The organism is Natrarchaeobaculum sulfurireducens (assembly GCF_003430825.1).
In the GTDB taxonomy this organism is placed as follows: Archaea; Halobacteriota; Halobacteria; order Halobacteriales; family Natrialbaceae; genus Natrarchaeobaculum; species Natrarchaeobaculum sulfurireducens.
Genome location: NZ_CP024047.1, coordinates 1,319,782 through 1,335,066 on the forward strand (window position 1 = coordinate 1,319,782; position 15,285 = coordinate 1,335,066).

Annotated in this window: 11 protein-coding genes; 3 read left to right on the forward strand and 8 right to left on the reverse strand. The window is 63.3% G+C overall.

From position 1 onward, the window contains the following. Positions 1–27: 27 nt before the first annotated feature. Both gyrB and AArc1_RS07700 read right to left on the reverse strand, forming a co-directional pair. On the reverse strand, positions 28–1,956 hold the full coding sequence (gene gyrB, locus AArc1_RS07695; protein ID WP_117363818.1) for a DNA topoisomerase (ATP-hydrolyzing) subunit B: 1,929 nt from the start codon (positions 1,954–1,956) through the stop codon (positions 28–30). A gap of 196 nt (positions 1,957–2,152) precedes the next feature. Next, positions 2,153–3,847 carry a hydroxysqualene dehydroxylase gene (locus AArc1_RS07700; protein ID WP_117363819.1) on the reverse strand — a complete coding sequence of 565 codons (1,695 nt, stop codon included), beginning with the start codon at positions 3,845–3,847 and terminating at the stop codon, positions 2,153–2,155. Positions 3,848–4,033: 186 nt separating this feature from the next. Here AArc1_RS07700 and AArc1_RS07705 point away from each other — a divergent pair, with 186 nt between their 5' ends. The 3 genes from AArc1_RS07705 (at position 4,034) to AArc1_RS07715 (ending at position 7,934) form a co-directional block, all read left to right on the forward strand. Beyond that, positions 4,034–4,402, forward strand: a complete 369-nt coding sequence (locus AArc1_RS07705) for a DUF7344 domain-containing protein (protein ID WP_117363820.1) — start codon at positions 4,034–4,036, stop codon at positions 4,400–4,402. Further along, positions 4,386–5,165, forward strand: coding sequence for a DICT sensory domain-containing protein (locus AArc1_RS07710; RefSeq protein WP_186336665.1), 780 nt, complete (start codon positions 4,386–4,388; stop codon positions 5,163–5,165). The genes AArc1_RS07705 and AArc1_RS07710 overlap by 17 nt, the downstream gene beginning before the upstream one ends. A 648-nt stretch (positions 5,166–5,813) precedes the next feature. Next, the gene (locus tag AArc1_RS07715; RefSeq protein WP_117363821.1) at positions 5,814–7,934 is read left to right on the forward strand and encodes a cation:proton antiporter; all 2,121 of its coding nucleotides are present in this window, start codon (positions 5,814–5,816) and stop codon (positions 7,932–7,934) included. Between the two features lie 209 nt (positions 7,935–8,143). On the opposite strand, the gene AArc1_RS07720 is transcribed toward AArc1_RS07715, so the two are convergent. The 6 genes from AArc1_RS07720 to AArc1_RS07745 form a co-directional block, all read right to left on the reverse strand. Further along, the gene (locus tag AArc1_RS07720; protein WP_117365819.1) at positions 8,144–9,232 is read right to left on the reverse strand and encodes a glutamate--cysteine ligase; all 1,089 of its coding nucleotides are present in this window, start codon (positions 9,230–9,232) and stop codon (positions 8,144–8,146) included. 222 nt (positions 9,233–9,454) lie between these two features. Beyond that, complete coding sequence (locus AArc1_RS07725) at positions 9,455–10,090, reverse strand: fibrillarin-like rRNA/tRNA 2'-O-methyltransferase (RefSeq protein ID WP_117365820.1); 636 nt, start codon at positions 10,088–10,090, stop codon at positions 9,455–9,457. Further along, on the reverse strand, positions 10,083–10,943 hold the full coding sequence (locus AArc1_RS07730) for an NOP5/NOP56 family protein (protein WP_117363822.1): 861 nt from the start codon (positions 10,941–10,943) through the stop codon (positions 10,083–10,085). Before AArc1_RS07730 ends, AArc1_RS07725 begins: the two co-directional genes overlap by 8 nt. 151 nt (positions 10,944–11,094) lie before the next feature. Next, entirely contained in the window at positions 11,095–13,449 is a 2,355-nt protein-coding gene (locus AArc1_RS07735; protein ID WP_117363823.1) for an amino acid permease, read from the reverse strand. A 284-nt stretch (positions 13,450–13,733) separates the two neighbouring features. Beyond that, positions 13,734–13,922, reverse strand: coding sequence for a hypothetical protein (locus AArc1_RS19610; RefSeq protein WP_133412332.1), 189 nt, complete (start codon positions 13,920–13,922; stop codon positions 13,734–13,736). 178 nt (positions 13,923–14,100) lie between these two features. Further along, positions 14,101–15,234 carry a DUF63 family protein gene (locus AArc1_RS07745; RefSeq protein WP_117363825.1) on the reverse strand — a complete coding sequence of 378 codons (1,134 nt, stop codon included), beginning with the start codon at positions 15,232–15,234 and terminating at the stop codon, positions 14,101–14,103. Positions 15,235–15,285: the final 51 nt, after the last annotated feature.

Consider the following 15,285-nt stretch of genomic DNA (forward strand, 5'->3'; position numbering starts at 1 on the left):
TGAATCACAGCACCTCGTCTCGAGCGGTCATATGTCGATCCATTCGGCTTCCGGCGCGTGGTCTTTGATGAACTGCTTTCGGGGTTCGACGGCGTCGCCCATCAGGACGGAGAACATCTTGTCCGCCGCGGCCGCGTCCTCGACCGTGATCTGTTTGAGGATGCGGTTTTCGGGGTTCATCGTCGTCTCCCACAGCTGCTCGGGGTTCATCTCGCCGAGTCCCTTGAATCGCTGGACCTGTGTCGGATTCCCGTCGCATTTCTCCGCGACGATCTCGTCGCGTTCGGCGTCGGTCATCGCGTCGTAGGTCTCGCCGCGATACCGGATGCGATACAGCGGCGGCTGGGTCGCATAGACGTAGCCACCCTCGAGCAGCGGACGCATGTGTCGGTAGAAGAACGTGAGCATGAGCGTCCGGATGTGTGCGCCGTCGACGTCGGCGTCAGTCGCCATGATGATCTTCTTGTACCGGATCTCGTCGACGTCGAACTCGTCGCCGATCCCCGCACCGATGGCGGTGATCATGTTCCGGATCTCGTCGTTCTCGAGGATGCGATCGAGCCGGTGTTTCTCGACGTTCAGGATCTTTCCTTTGATCGGCAACACGGCCTGGAACTCGGGGTTTCGAGCCTGTTTCGCGCTGCCGCCTGCGGAATCACCCTCCGCGATGAACAGTTCGGCCTCCTCGGGGTCTTTGGTCTGACAGTCGGCGAGTTTGCCGGGCAACGAGGTGGACTCGAGTGCCGACTTGCGGCGGGTGAGTTCTTCGGCTTTTTTGGCTGCCATCCGGGCTTTCGCGGCTTCGACGGCTTTCATCACGATCGCCTGTGCCGTGTCTGGGTTCTCCTCGAAGTAGGTGCCCAGTCGCTCGTGGATGGCGCTCTCGACGATGCCCCGAACTTCGCTGTTTCCGAGTTTGGTCTTCGTCTGGCCCTCGAACTGTGGGTCCGGGTGTTTGACCGAGATGACTGCCGTCAGCCCCTCGCGGATGTCCTCGCCTTTGAGGTTGTCCTCGAGATCCGAGAGGAGGTCGTTGTTCTGTGCGTAGTCGTTGATCGTCCGCGTCAGGGCGGTCTTGAAGCCGGTGAGGTGCGTACCGCCTTCGCGGGTGTTGATGTTGTTCGCGAAGGCGTGGATCGACCCCTGCAGTTCTTCGGTGGCCTGCATCGCGACTTCGACCTGGATGTTCTGGTCTTCGTCCTCGAAGTAGATCACGTCGGGATGCATCGCAGAGCGCGTCTCGTTTAGGTACTCGACGAACTCACGGATACCGCCTTCGTACTCGTAGGTTTCCTCGACGACACCATCGTCGCCGTCTTCGCGCTCATCACGCAGTGTGATCCGAACGCCGGAGTTGAGAAAGGCCAGCTCGCGAAGCCGGTTTGCGAGCGTCGAGAAAGAGAACGTGTCGGCCTCGAAGATCTCCCCGTCCGGCCAGAACTGAACCCGTGTTCCGGTGTCTTCGGCCGGCTCGAGGTCGCGAACCTGCTGCATGTCACCGTCGGGCTCGCCGCGTTCGAACGCGTGGGTGAAGACGCCGCCGTCGCGTTTGACCTCGATCTCGAGTCGTTCGGAGAGGGCGTTGACCACACTCACCCCGACGCCGTGGAGGCCACCGGAGACCTGGTAGGATTTGTTGTCGAACTTCCCGCCCGCATGGAGGACCGTGAGGATCACCTCGAGCGCGGGGCGGTCGTACTCGTCGTGTGTGTCGACGGGGATGCCACGACCATCGTCAGTGACACTCACCGAGTTGTCCTCGTGGATCGTGACAGTGATGTCGTCACAGTGGCCGGCCAGTGCCTCGTCGATCGAGTTGTCCACCACCTCATAGACTAGGTGATGAAGCCCTCGAGAATCCGTAGAGCCGATGTACATCGCGGGCCGTTTCCGTACGGCCTCCAGGCCCTCTAAGACCTGGATTTGTCCTGCGCCGTACTCGCTTTCCTGGGACATGTAAAACCTGTTTTCGGGTAGTGGACCGGGGCTTATAAAGATTCACGTACGCGCGCGAGCGCGTGATCGAGAGTCGGCCCACCTTTTCCCCGCGAGTGCGGGGAATTTACGACCGGATCGGTGTGAGACAGGGATCAGTCCTGAAACGACGCCCTCGTCGGCTCTTTGTTTGCGGTACTCGGATCGTACAGCGCGGTCAGCGCTGCCGAGTGCCGCCCAGTGGCCGACGCTCGCTCGACGGCTGTTTACGACCGACGAGCGAAGTGACTGAGCGTCGTAACGACTGGCTCACTTCGGCTGGATGCGGGAGGCCGAGTCGGTACCGGAGTCGGTCTTCTCGTTTGAACGGCTCGAACACGACCGGCTCCTCGAGCGCCCAGAGTGTGGCCCGCGAGCCACGAAGCCCGCGACGGTCGACGATAGCGTTGGCGGCGCGGCGGCCGGCCTCGTTCGCGGACTCCATCGAAGCCAGGTCCGAGTTCGTCCGTACGTAGTCGGCTGCCAGCGTGAGGTTCTCGACGCCAACGTCCGCTGGTGGGCGATTCCGAAGTGATCCGACGGTGTTTATCAACAGCGGCGACCGGTTCTCGACGACGTCGCCGTTTGCCGTCGTGGACGAATCGTCGACCTCGACGATTGCCGGATCGAGGAACCAGTCGACGAGCATCTCGTCAGTCAGTCGTGGTTCGTCCGCGTTCAGATGGGCTTTTACCTGCTCCCAGATCTCCGTCGAAATCTCCGCTCGAGTACACTCCCTCGCCGGTTTGTCGTAGCATATTCCCGGCGTGTCCCAGTCGGAGGCGATCACCGAGAGGACGCCCTCGACGTCGCCGTCGCTTCTCGCCTCGAGGTCGTAGTCGTGCCAGAACTGACGCTGTGAGATCGAGGTCAGCGCCCACGGTGCGTCGGCGTACACCTGATGACCTCGTGTCAGGTCGACCGGTTCGGAGAGGTAAAACTGAATCCCGTTCATCCACGCGGTATCGAGACGTTCGAGTAGCCGAAGCTCCGGGGCTGCGGTGGCGAGGTCGGGTGTGACGAACGAGGGGGCGACCTCGACCGGAACCGCAAGGACGAACTCGTCGGCGTCGACCGTCTCCCCGTCGGAAAGCGTGACGCCGGTGACGCGGCGGCCGTCGAACTCGAGTGCCTGCGCGGGAGCGTTCGCTCGGAGGTCGACCCCGAGCGTTTCGAGATAGCGCGTCCAGGGGTCGATCCAGGCGTCGCTCGTGGGGGCGTTCAGTATACGCTCGGTGGGCCGGCCAGGGTCGAGCTGACCGAACAACAGTTGCAGGTAGATGGTTCCGACTGTGCGGGCGCTGCCGACTTCGGGCCGCAGAGCAACCAGCGACTGGGTCGCATAAGCCAGTCGGTCCCGAAACTCCTGTGAGCGGTTTTCGGCGTCGATGAACTCCCACCACGAGACGTCGTCGAACGACTCACGACGGCGCTCGCAAGCGGTGAGCAGGAACAGCAATCGCTCGAGCAAGAACGCGACGTCGTCTTTCGGTAGGTCCTCGGCGAAGGCCGGACGGAAGGCCTCGAGCCAGCCGCGGACGGAATCCGGCTGGCTGGTGTCGGCGATACGGTCCGGACGGTCGACGCTCGCGATGAGCGTCGCCTCGGTCTCGACGAGGTTGTCCGCGACCGTATCGTTCCCGTCGGGAATTCGCGCCATCGTGTCGATGACGTGGCGGTAGAACGCCGGGAAGAACCGAAAGCCATGCTCGCCGTGGAGCGGGGCGGGGCTGTCGTCGATCGGCATCGATCGGGCCTTGCCGCCGAATCGTGCTCCTGCCTCGAGGACGGTCACGTCGGCCCCGCGCTCGGCAAGTTCGTGTGCGGCCGTGAGGCCGCCGATACCACCGCCGACTACAGCAACGTGAGTCATCGGGCCCACTCCGGGCTCGAGGGACCTAAGGGGCGTCCCTAACACCGCCACTCGAACGTTCGACCGATAGCCAGCGCTCACGGTCGCCCGGCCGTTTGGACGACCGACCATGATCCGTCCCGACCGAACGACAGTCCGTTCGGACGTGGGTAGCAATATTTGCCACCAGCAGTCGAAGACGAGCATATGAAACACCCAGTCACGACAATCTCGGCGGTACGATCGGCAGTCGACGCCCCGGTCGACGACGTCCTTCGGGCCCTCGCCGACGGTGACGCCCGAACCGTGGTCGCATTCGTAGCGACCCGGTCCGAGGTGTCACTCGACCGGCTTGCGGGCGTCGTCGTCGGCGCGTCGATCGCCGGCGAGGATCAGATCGCGAGCCCGGCCGAACACGAGCGCACCGAAATAACACTCCACCACGATATGCTTCCCCGGCTCGAAGACTGTGGCTTCCTCACGTACGACCCGGACGAACGGCGCGTTACCGACGCGGACGTCCCCGAACCGATCGTCGCCTTCCTCGAGATCGATCACGATGCCGACGCTTCGTGAGGCGCTGGCCGAGGTCGAAGGCCGGCGAAAGCGACTCGAGGTCTACACCGACGACGGAGCGGTCGCCGGTGAGTTACAACGGCAGTTTGCGGTGTACAACGTCGACGTCGACCACTGGTTCCGAGGGCGAGACGGCGACGGCGGCTGTCTGGTCGTTCGCGATGGCGATGGCGTGTTTCGTGGCGCCGTCGGGCTGGACCATCTCGAGGCGATCCTCTCGCCGACGGTTCATCCGCCGTGGACGATCGACAACGAATCGGTCGACGTCGCTGAGCTGTTCGACTTCCTCGAGAACACGGTCTTCGCCTCGTACGATCGACGACAGTTACTCGGAGCGACTCGAGAGTTCGAGGCTCGGGCGTGGCGCGTCGGCGCTGGACGGCTGTACGCCGGCTTTCAACGACGAGAGGCACTGGTCGCACAGCGTGGAGTCTACGAACGCCTCGCCGAGAGGGGATCGCTTTCGGTTACCGCGTTCGTCGCCGACGAGTGGACAGACGCGGTCGAGGACATGGAAGGCGTCCGGATCGTCGACCGCGATCGGAACGGAGTCGCCGAGTTCTGGTTCGTCGTCTTCGATGGCGACGGCTCTGACCTCCGGAAGTGCGCGCTCGTCGCCGAGGAGCGCGGCTCCGGGACGTACGCCGGCTTCTGGACGTACGACCCGGCGACGGTCGACGGCCTCGTCGCGAGCCTCGAGTCGCTGGCCGAGGACGTCCTCGAGAGGGACGATTCGGACGAGCTGCTTGACGGGCGTCGGTGATCGGCCTACAATCGACCGTCGCGGCGGTCGCTCCCTCGGCGGCTACCGGCTCGTTCACGGAACGCACACCGACACGAAAGCTGAACATACAACCACGTGTGACCGTCATTCGCTCGTCGATTGCACTTATTTAACGTGACGTGATTGTACGAATTGCAGGCCCTCGTCGGCCTCGCACACTGTGACCGTCTCGTCGCGGCTGGCTTGATTCACCAGCCGTTCTCCAGTTTCGATATAACTCGACAGCCGAGTATCCACTTTGGCTCACGTCGACCAGCGTGTCCGTGTTCGAGTCTCCGCTCAGGATCACGCACGATCACCATACCGGGAGTCGAATCGCTACGAGACGGGTGTCCTGCGGGGGCGAATCATCCTTGCTTCGGGAGGTCGTCGATCGCTGCACACAGTAGCGGCCTCGAGACTGCGTTCGCAGTTCGGGTTCTCGGTTCCGGTGGGTCTCGTGCAAAGGGGAACGTGCGTCTCATGCGAGGCGAAGACTCGCTCTACGGGCAGCCGTATCCGCCGTAAGTGGCGAGTAACACTGGTGCTAGTCGGTGGGGACTCGTGTACGTCGGCACCACAGGTGTCGAGTAGCACTCGGATCGCTCCGCCGACCCGCCGCTCGTCGGTCTCGAGTCCATCACGGCTATGTCACAGACGGTTCGACCATGCGTGGACGCCCTGTCTCCGGCCAGCAACGCGATCGTCCCGCTCGCCGGAGTTCCATCGTTGTCGCCGCCGTTCGACAATCCCGTGTTGATCTTCGGGCTGGCTATGGTGATCTTTCTCACCGCACCCCTCGTCCTCAAACGCTACCGGTTGCCGGGGATCGTCGGTATCATCCTCGTCGGGGCGGCGATCGGTCCGAACGGACTCTACCTCTTAGAGCGGGATGCGACCATCGAGTTGCTCGGCGAGGTCGGGTTGATCTACCTGATGTTTATCGCGGGCCTGGAGATCAATCTGAACCGGTTCATCGAGTACAAAGACCGCAGCGTCGTCTTCGGGCTTTTTTCGTTCGTGATCCCGCAAGTGGTCGGTACCGTCGTCGGCGTGTACGTCCTCGAGTTGACGGTCGCAGCAGCCTCGTTGTTCGCAGCCATTTTTGCATCGCACACGCTGCTCGCCTATCCGGTCGTCAACCGTCTTGGAATCGCGAAAAACGAGGCGATGACCGCCACGGTCGGTGGGACGATCCTGACCGATACGCTCGCCTTGCTCGTACTCGCAGTCGTAGTCGCGTCCGTCGGTGGCACGTTAGACGCTGCCTTCTGGGTCCAGCTGACGGTCGGGCTGACGATCTTTTTCGTCGGGGTCTGGCTGATCGTTCCCCGACTCGGCCGGTGGTTCTTCCGGATCCACAGCGAGGAGAGCTACTTCGAGTTCCTGTTCGTGATGGCCGTGTTGTTCATCTGTGCATTTCTCGCCGAACTCGTCGGCGTCGAACACATCATCGGAGCCTTTCTCGCCGGCCTCGCCCTCAACCGGCTCGTTCCGGATACGGGTCCCCTGATGAACCGCATCGAGTTCGTCGGCAACGCCCTGTTCATCCCCTTTTTCTTGCTGTCTGTAGGGATGCTCGTCAACGTGTGGGTCATCACAGAGGGACTCGAGACGCTCACCATCGCGCTGTCGCTGATCGGGATGGTCGTCGTGACGAAGTACGTCGCCGCGTGGGCGACCGGTCGAGTGTACGGCTACAACCGACAGGAGGTGCTCGGGATGTTTGGTCTCTCGGTCGGCCAGGCGGCCGCTGCACTCGCGATCGTCCAGATCGGCTTCGACGCGGGTATCCCCGGATTCGACCAGAACATGATCAACGGCGTCGTGTTGATGATCCTCGTCGTGAGCCTGATCAGTCCCTCGATCGTCGAACGAGCCGGCACCACACTGATCCGTGAACGCGATCGTACAGCGTACAACCCGGACGATATCCCTCAGCGAGTCCTCGTGCCCGTTTCGACAGAGTCACAGCACAAGGAGTCGCTGCTCGATCTGGCGTTTACGGTTCAGAGCGGCCGCACCGAGGAGCCGATTCACACTGTCTCGGTTGTCCGTCCGGAGACAGGCATGCGCACCGAAGCGTCGGTCGCCGACGCCGAAGCGGTACTCGAGGAGATGGCGGAGTACGCCTCTGGCGCGGAGGTACCGATCGAAGCGCACACGCGGGTCAATCACAACGTCGCCTCGGGGATTGTTAACGCGGTCGTCGAGAACCGAATTTCGACCCTCGTCATCGGCTGGGATGGCGCTCACTCGCGCACCCAGACGGTGTTCGGACACGTCATCGATCAGGTGTTACGCCGGACCAGTCGACTGTCACTCGTTGCCCGGGTTCCCAACCCGCTGAATACGACTAAACGGATCGTTCTGGTGTTACCGCCAAAAATCGACCACAACGATGGGTTCGACGAGGCCTTACACACGGTCAAACTCGTTTCCGAGGACACAGGAGCGCCAATTCATGGGCTCGCCGTCGATGAAGACCCAGCACAGTTCGACCGCCAGTTCGGACAGATCGAGCCCGACGCACCCGGGACGTTCGAATCCGTCGACGGGTGGTTGGCCCTGCTCTCGAGGCTTCGTGACGACGTTCGCGCTGACGATCTGATCGTCTGTATGAGTTCGCGACGCGACGACGCCGGCTGGCACCCCGAACTCCAGACGCTTCCCAAGAACATCTCGACACTGACCGACGGTAACTTCGTGATCGTCTACCCGGCGTCTGCCGACCGAACGGACGACCGTCAGTTCCTGCAGTTCGACTGATCCTACCAGCCGGGAGCGAGCGCGACCGACCGGTAGGTGGACTACCCAACTGGTTTGGCACCACGGGTATGTGTACACTTCCCATCCGGACGACACGGCAGGGGACACCCCAGCACCACCACCGCGCCAGAACCCTGCCCCCTCGTTCAACCCTTGTGGTCCCCGTCTTCGTTTCACCCCCTTCGCTTCGTTGGCAGCGACGGGCTCGATCACTCCGTCTGTAAGAACAGCGATTCACAGAGCGCGTCGGGGCCCGATTCCTCGAGCAGCCGACGCTGGCGACTTGCACCGCTCTCGCGGTCGTAGACGCGCTTGATACCATCGATCCCCAGTCGCTCGCACTCGCGGTCGACGAGTTCGCCGAGGTCGACGGTTCCCTCGAGGTCGCGAGCGATGAGCGAGACGTCGTGTCCCTGCCGGATCGCACGCCACTTGTTCTCATCCAGCAGTTCCCGTCGGTGGTCGCGTGCCTGCCCCGTCGCACCGTCTTCGTACTCCTCGGCAAGTGCCTCGACCAGCGCGTGGGTGTACTCGACGAACGCGAGCACCACGTCGGGGTCGGCCTGCCCATCCGGCGCGCGGAGTTCGACCGTCCCGTGGGCAGTATGCGGACGGACGTCGTACCAGAGTTCGCCGCGGTCCTCGATCGACCCGGTCTCGAGCATGCGGCGTTCGAACCGGTCGAACGTCTCGAAGTCCTCGAAGTACGTCGGCATGCCGGTGTTCGGGAGTCCTTCGAAGATTTTTGCGCGAGCCGAGTGAAGACCGGTGTCGAACCCGTTCCAGAACGGTGAGTTCGCAGAGAGCGCGAGGACGACCGGGACGTACCACCGTAGTTCGTTGGCGATCCAGACAGCCTTGTCGGCGTCGTCGACCCCTACGTGGACGTGGACGCCAGCCGTCGTGTTCCGGTGTTGTGGGTATTGAATCCGGTCGAGCTGTGATCGGTAGCGTGGCTTTTCAGCGTGTTCGAGTTCGCGCCACTTCGCAAGCGGGTGGAGGCCAGCGGCGGCGATCCGGTAACCGTGTGCGTGGGCATGCTCGAGCAGCGCCTCGCGGATTTCGCACAATCGCTCGCGGGCGTCATCAGGGTCTTCGATCAGCGGAGTCTGGGTCTCGATGACGAACTTGAACAGTTCGTGGTCGAGCCGGTCTTCGAGAATCTCGGGTGGCTCGTGCTCGTAGACGAGGGCGTCCGTGCCGCTCGTCGGACGGCCGGTTTCGTCGACGACGAAACACTCCTCTTCGATCCCCAGCGTGCCCATTCGTGTGAACGATTCCGGCGACCCGCGTTCCATCGTCTCCCGTTTGCGGCCGCGACAGTAAATACGGTTTGGAGTCGGAATCGGTCGACCGACACCGATGTCGATGTGACTCATCGGGTCTCCCGCAGGAGTCTTCCACAGGGTCGTCAATCGGCCAATATCTTCGAGTGGTGCCGTCGAAGGGGTCGAGCGTAGGCGTTCGCCACGCTATCGAGCGGAGACACTTCAGTGACACACTACAGACCGTATGATATGTCACTTCGGCCGCGCGACAACCCCGAGGTGGTCCGTGTGGTACTCGTCGAGCCGTCGGCGCTCGAGGATCTCGTAGCCGGCCTCGAGTTCCGTTTCGACGTCGGCGAAGACGTCGTCGGGGTCGCTGGTCACGTCCTCGCTTCGGGCTTTGACGGCCAGCAGGAGTCGCCCGTCGTCGGCCAAAAAGCGACGGTTCTCGAGGGCGACGCGAGCCTGCCCTCGGGTCGCGACGTCCTGGACGATGGCGTCGACATCTGCTTCGACGACGTGGGCGTACGTCTCCGGTTTGCGGGCGTCCGCGAGCAGGGAGAACAGCCGCGGTCGCGACTGCGCGGCCGACAACAGGTCTCGAGCGGGCCTGGGGGCGAACTCGACGGCGTACGTCGGTCCGGCGAAATCGGCGACGTGGCTTACGGTCGTCCCGCTCGCGGCACCGAGGTAGAGTACAGTGTCGTCACCCTCGAGGCCGGTCTCCATCCCCAACTCGAACATCGCGCCGAGTTTCGACCGGGTCGGGTCCCACGCGCGCCACTCCCCGTCGGTCGGCTCCCCGTAGACGGGGTCGCCACGAGTCGCGAGGCGTTCGACGCCGTCGAACGCGCGGCGCTCGACACCCGCAGGGAGCTGGTCACTCATCGTCGCCACCTCCACCGTCCGTCCGCGCCTGGATCGTCGCGATCCGCTCGTCGAGTTCGGCCTCGAGTTCGGGCTTCAGTTCGCCGGAGTAGTGGTCGACGCGAGCGGCGATGGCGAGTTTGCCAGCCAACGCACGCGCAGCGGAGCCACGATTTTCCGAAGGTGTCCCGCGAACCGCGTCGTGGACGTAGATGATGCCGTGTTTCGGCGACGGCGCACGCCCGTGAAGGTGAGCGAACAGCGCGTCTTCGGCACCGAGGACCTGAACCGTTCCGCTAGGTTTCTTCGCGAGCGACTCGAGGCCACCGGCCAGCGAAACCAGTCGCGCGGCGAGGACGGGACCGGCGAGCGCGGCGAGGTTGGGTGCGATCACCGGCGTCCGTTCCTCGACGAACGCTCGGAGTGCCTCGGCCTCGTCGGCGAGGGAGACGACACGGCCGGCGAGGGAGACGAGCCGTCGTTGTTCCGGCGGTACATCGTCTCTGTTCGCCAGCTCTCGAGCGTAGTCGACACCAGTTCCCGCGTCGGGGTCGACGGTGCCAGCCCACTCGGCGAGGCGCTCGGCGAGTTCGTTCGCCGTTCGCTCACAGTCGTCCATCGCGCGGACGGCGTGGACGAGTTGGCGGTCGTCGGCAGCCTCGCGCTCGCGGATGGTCTCGCGAGCAGCCGTGGTCGTCGCCTCGTGCAACTGATCGTAGTACGCGTCTTCGTCGGCGACGAAGCCGGCCTCGACGGCCAGCGCCGGCCAGTCGGCCGGTGCGTCGGCGCGCCCCTCATCGATCGCTTCGCGGGCGCCCTCGAGTCCGTCGGGGTCGACGTCATCGAACCACCCCCTGTCGGGGTTTTCGCTCATGAGCCGACCTACTCGTGGGGGCTGTAAAGGCGTTCCCGATCCGACGCGTCGTCGGCTCGGCTCTCACGTGTCGTCGTGACCGATCTCGAGACGGGGGTGGTCGACGTCGTGACAGCCCGGACGCGATCGGGTGAAAGTACCGACAGTCGGGTTACTGGCGGCCGAACAACCGCTCGCGAAGCGACCGCGAGGCCGGACGCTCAGCCAATACGACCGAACAGTCGACGTCGTTGACGACGTCGTAGGCGAGCGAGCCGCGGAGAAGCCGCGAGAGTAATCCGCGTTCCGTTGCGCCGATGATCAACAGTGAGTGATCCCGAGCAGCGGCGGCGATGGCCGTCTCGACGTCGCCGGAGGCATCGATGCGGATCGCCGCGTCCTCGAGGTCGCGTTCGGCGGCCCACTCCTCGAGGAACGCCTGGCCGTCTGCACGGTCGGCTTCGTCGTCGACGACGTGCAAGAGTGTGATCTCGGAGCCGGCCTGCTCGCGCAGGCTGCAGGCGATCTCGGCGCTCAGATCGGAGTCCGGGCCACCGGCTGTTGGGACCAGCACGCGGCCGGTCTCGAGGTCGCGCTCTTTGAGCACGAGGAAGTCACACGGCAGGTCGTGAGTGAGCTCGTCGATCGGCCGTTCGGCACGTCCGGCCGACCACGGTCGACCGCCGCCCCAGCCCATGACGACCGTGTCGGCGTTCTCACGACGGGCGACGTCGAACACTTCCTCGAACGAGCGGTGCGAGACGACAGTGCGAACGTCGACGGGGACGTCGAACGTCTCCACGCGTTCACGAACCTGAGCCATTAGCCGCTGGGACTCCTTGTCGATCCGTCGGACGTGTTCGGAGCCCTCTTCGAGCGGCGTCTGGTCCGGCACCTCGACGACGTGGACGGCCTGGACGCGGCCGTCGTTCGCTTTCGCAACCGTACTCGCGAGCGACAGCAACTGGGCTTCGGTTCGCGGGTTCGAGACGGGGACGACGACCGTGTGTTCTTCACTGCCGGAAGGACGGACGGCGTCGGCTGCGGTGACCGCCGCGTCGGGCATTTCGGCGGAACGATCCAGGATATACGTCCCGAGAATCCCCTCGAGCTGGGTCTTGTCTCGCGCGTAGACGAAGTACCAGACGACGGCGAAGAGAACGAACACTGCGCTGATCGCGACCGCAAGCGGGTCCATAAAGTAGATCAGGGCCAGTGAGAGGACGAACCCGGCAATCGGCAGGTACGGATAGAACGGCACCTCGAAGTCGGGGTCGTACTCCGGTGGGTTCGTCTCCCGGAAGACGATCAACGAGGCGTTGATCAGGGCGTAGACGACGAGGTGGAGGACGCTCGCCGCACTCGAGAGGATCTCGACGGTCTCACCGAGGCCGATAATGAAGACGATAATGAGGAAGCCGGTGACGGCGATCGATCGGTACGGCGTCGCAAACCGGGGATGAATCTCGTTGAGCGAGTCGGTGACGATCTTGTCCCGGCCCATCGCGAAGTTGATCCGGGCCGACGCGAGGATCGACGCGTTCGCAGAGGACGCAGTCGCCAGAAGTGCCGCGATGGTAATCGAAGTAACACCCGCGCCGAGAACCGAAATCTCGATGCCAGCAACGGTAAACGCGTAGTCGAAGACGATCTCGGCGGCGTGAGTCATCGGCGCGTTCTCGACTTCCTCGAGGAAGAAGTCCTCGTGGGGGATCAGCCCCATCAGGATACCGACGAGAATGGTGTAGATGGCCATCACGATCCCGACGCTACCGATAATGGCGATCGGGAGGTTCCGGCCGGGATTTTTGAGCTCTTCGCCGACGGTCGCGATCTTCGCGTAACCGAGATAGGAGACGAACACGAGCGCTGCCCCGGGGAGGATGGCAGCGGTTCCTTCGGGAACGTAGCTGCCGTCGGCGGCGACGGTCTCCCAGTCGAACGAGAAGAAGCCAACGATGGCGAAGATCGTCAACAGCCCGAGTAGGATGGTAACGATCGCCGTCTGGATGCCGCCGGTCTCTTTCGCGCCGATGTAGTTGACACCGACGAAGACGACGCCGGCGAGCACCGCGCCGATCTGGATCTCGCTCAAGACGATCGGCCCGAGTGCGATCGTCGGGAGCAACGCGACCTCTCCGATGGCGGGGATCGAGACGACGACGCCGTCGAGTAAGTCCGCGAGGTAGCCACCGAAGCCAATGCTGTAGAACGCGCTCGCGAACGCGAGACCGATCCAGTCGCCCATCCCCGAGATGGAGCCGAACAGCGGTCCCAACGCCCGGTTGATGTAGTAGTACGCGCCGCCAGCTTTCGGCATCGCGGTGCCGAGTTCGCTCACCGAAAACGCGTTGATCATGGCGATCATCCCGCCGATCACGAACGAGATGACGACCGCCGGACCTGCCTGCTGGGCGGCGATACCGGGCAGGACGAAAATGCCCGCCCCGATCATGGTGCCGATCCCGATCGCAAGCGCCGAGATCAGCCCGAGATCTTTCGCGAGTTCTTCGTCTGTTCCTGTCATCGTCTCACCTGGTTTCGTGACTCGAGCCAGCGTCGTTTCCTAGTGTTCATCGTCCGTTCGGGTTAGTGGGTCCAGTTTGGTTCCCGCCGGCAACAGCGCCGGCGATGGGCCGTCGAGACTGACGGCTATTCGTTCACAGTACATCGAGTCGGTAGCCACCCCTTAACTGGTTCGTTTGTCGTCAGCGTCCGTCGAACGTTACCCCGAGATCCGTTCACACAGAGACAGCATCGGTGGTAAGACGAAAATCGCCATCAGATACGAGAAGCCCGCACGGATCACCATCAGGAACCTGAACTGTCCAACAGTGGTGTAATCGTCAGGACGAGCGAGCGCGCACCACCCAGCATCGTCAGCACCGAGCCGGTGAGCGCGCCGCCAGTTCCCCAGAACGTGATCAGTAACAACTCGAAACCGTCGATACAGTCGTTGTGCTCGTCGATGAAGCGGTGGATGACGTGGACGGAATACAACAACGCCAACTCCGATCGTGATCGACAGCACGGCCTCTGTCAGGGTATCCAGGGCGACGCTCGCCCCTCGAGGGCGTGGTAGATACGTAGCAGAAAGACCGCGGTACTAGACGATCGCGAGCGCGAGGCGCTCGAGCGAGCGCGTAAACGTTACAAAGAATTCGCATCGAAACGACGGTCAGACGCCGAACGTTGCCCGAAGCATGTCGCGGGTGCCCGGTCCGAGACCGACGGCGACGACGGTAATCATCAGCAAGATCGCATAGCGCGGACTCTCCTCGAACACCGTCTCGTCGAAGATCCAGATGACGACGACTGCTGCTGCGAGTTTGACGAAAAGGAACGGCCACGCTGCACCGGTGACGGCGGCGATGTCGGCCGGGAGGATCGATCCGGTAACGTTGACGATCGCCTCGTTGACCGGGTGTTTCGGGACCAGGTTCTGCTCGTGTCCGAACGCGACGGCCCAGTCGAGGCCGATAACGTTCGCAACACCGTCGACGGCGTGTGCCCAGATGACCACGAGACCCATGTACCGGGTGCCGCGGTTGATGTCGGGTGCGAACCGCTCGATGGCGACCCAGGTAAGCCACGTGGCGACCGTCGCCCCGACGAGTGTCGTGATCAGGAGCCACGGGTAAATCGTCGCGTACGGTTCGAACGCAGCGACCCAGCCGAGATAGCCGACCGTTCCCGCGAGCAGGATAGTCCCGACTCCAGCCAGCGGATACTCATACTTCGAGACGAGACCCCGTCGGTCGAGCCAGACCGAGCCAACGAGCGCGATCAACGCGATGAAAAAGACAGTGAAGTAGATCAGTGGGCTAATGAGAAAGCCGGACCACGGGAGTTCGATGGCGAGTTCCCCCGTCTCGCGGTAGGCCGCGACGTTCGCGTCCTCGACGGTACGGAGTGCACCGCCAAACAGCATGAACGGGAACAACGCGTAAAACGCCGAACGGAACCGTTCGATATCGAGCCACTGGAGAATAAAGACGATCCCGATCAGTAAGAGGATGAGCGTCGGGATGTAGCCAGCGTACGAGACGAAGGTGTAACCCGGTGATGCGGTCGGCCCGGTATCTACACCCGCTTGTGCAGCCGCGTTACATTCCATCTCCGCACCGCCAGCCCAGTCAACACAGGTCCATCCGTGGGCGTCTGCGACGACGGGACCCCAGTAATACTGCCAGATGAAATCGACGTAAACCCGTGGGGACGCCAGGGCAGCCGCCGTGATCCCGACAGCAAGGACGAGCACGGTCACAGCCCAGACCCGCACCGGACCGTACCGCTCGACGTAATCGTACATATCCGAATGCCATCGGTGCTGATGCTTACCGGTTCCGGTTTCTCACGTTTC

What these genes read in the sequence shown, in the direction of transcription:
- AArc1_RS07735 (WP_117363823.1), bottom strand. Translation starts at nt 13,449, where the DNA reads ATGACAGGAACAGACGAAGAACTCGCGAAAGATCTCGGGCTGATCTCG.
- AArc1_RS07705 (WP_117363820.1), top strand. Translation starts at nt 4,034, where the DNA reads ATGAAACACCCAGTCACGACAATCTCGGCGGTACGATCGGCAGTCGAC.
- AArc1_RS07730 (WP_117363822.1), bottom strand. Translation starts at nt 10,943, where the DNA reads ATGAGCGAAAACCCCGACAGGGGGTGGTTCGATGACGTCGACCCCGAC.
- gyrB (WP_117363818.1), bottom strand. Translation starts at nt 1,956, where the DNA reads ATGTCCCAGGAAAGCGAGTACGGCGCAGGACAAATCCAGGTCTTAGAG.
- AArc1_RS07715 (WP_117363821.1), top strand. Translation starts at nt 5,814, where the DNA reads ATGTCACAGACGGTTCGACCATGCGTGGACGCCCTGTCTCCGGCCAGC.
- AArc1_RS07745 (WP_117363825.1), bottom strand. Translation starts at nt 15,234, where the DNA reads ATGTACGATTACGTCGAGCGGTACGGTCCGGTGCGGGTCTGGGCTGTG.
- AArc1_RS07725 (WP_117365820.1), bottom strand. Translation starts at nt 10,090, where the DNA reads ATGAGTGACCAGCTCCCTGCGGGTGTCGAGCGCCGCGCGTTCGACGGC.
- AArc1_RS07720 (WP_117365819.1), bottom strand. Translation starts at nt 9,232, where the DNA reads ATGGAACGCGGGTCGCCGGAATCGTTCACACGAATGGGCACGCTGGGG.
- AArc1_RS07710 (WP_186336665.1), top strand. Translation starts at nt 4,386, where the DNA reads ATGCCGACGCTTCGTGAGGCGCTGGCCGAGGTCGAAGGCCGGCGAAAG.
- AArc1_RS07700 (WP_117363819.1), bottom strand. Translation starts at nt 3,847, where the DNA reads ATGACTCACGTTGCTGTAGTCGGCGGTGGTATCGGCGGCCTCACGGCC.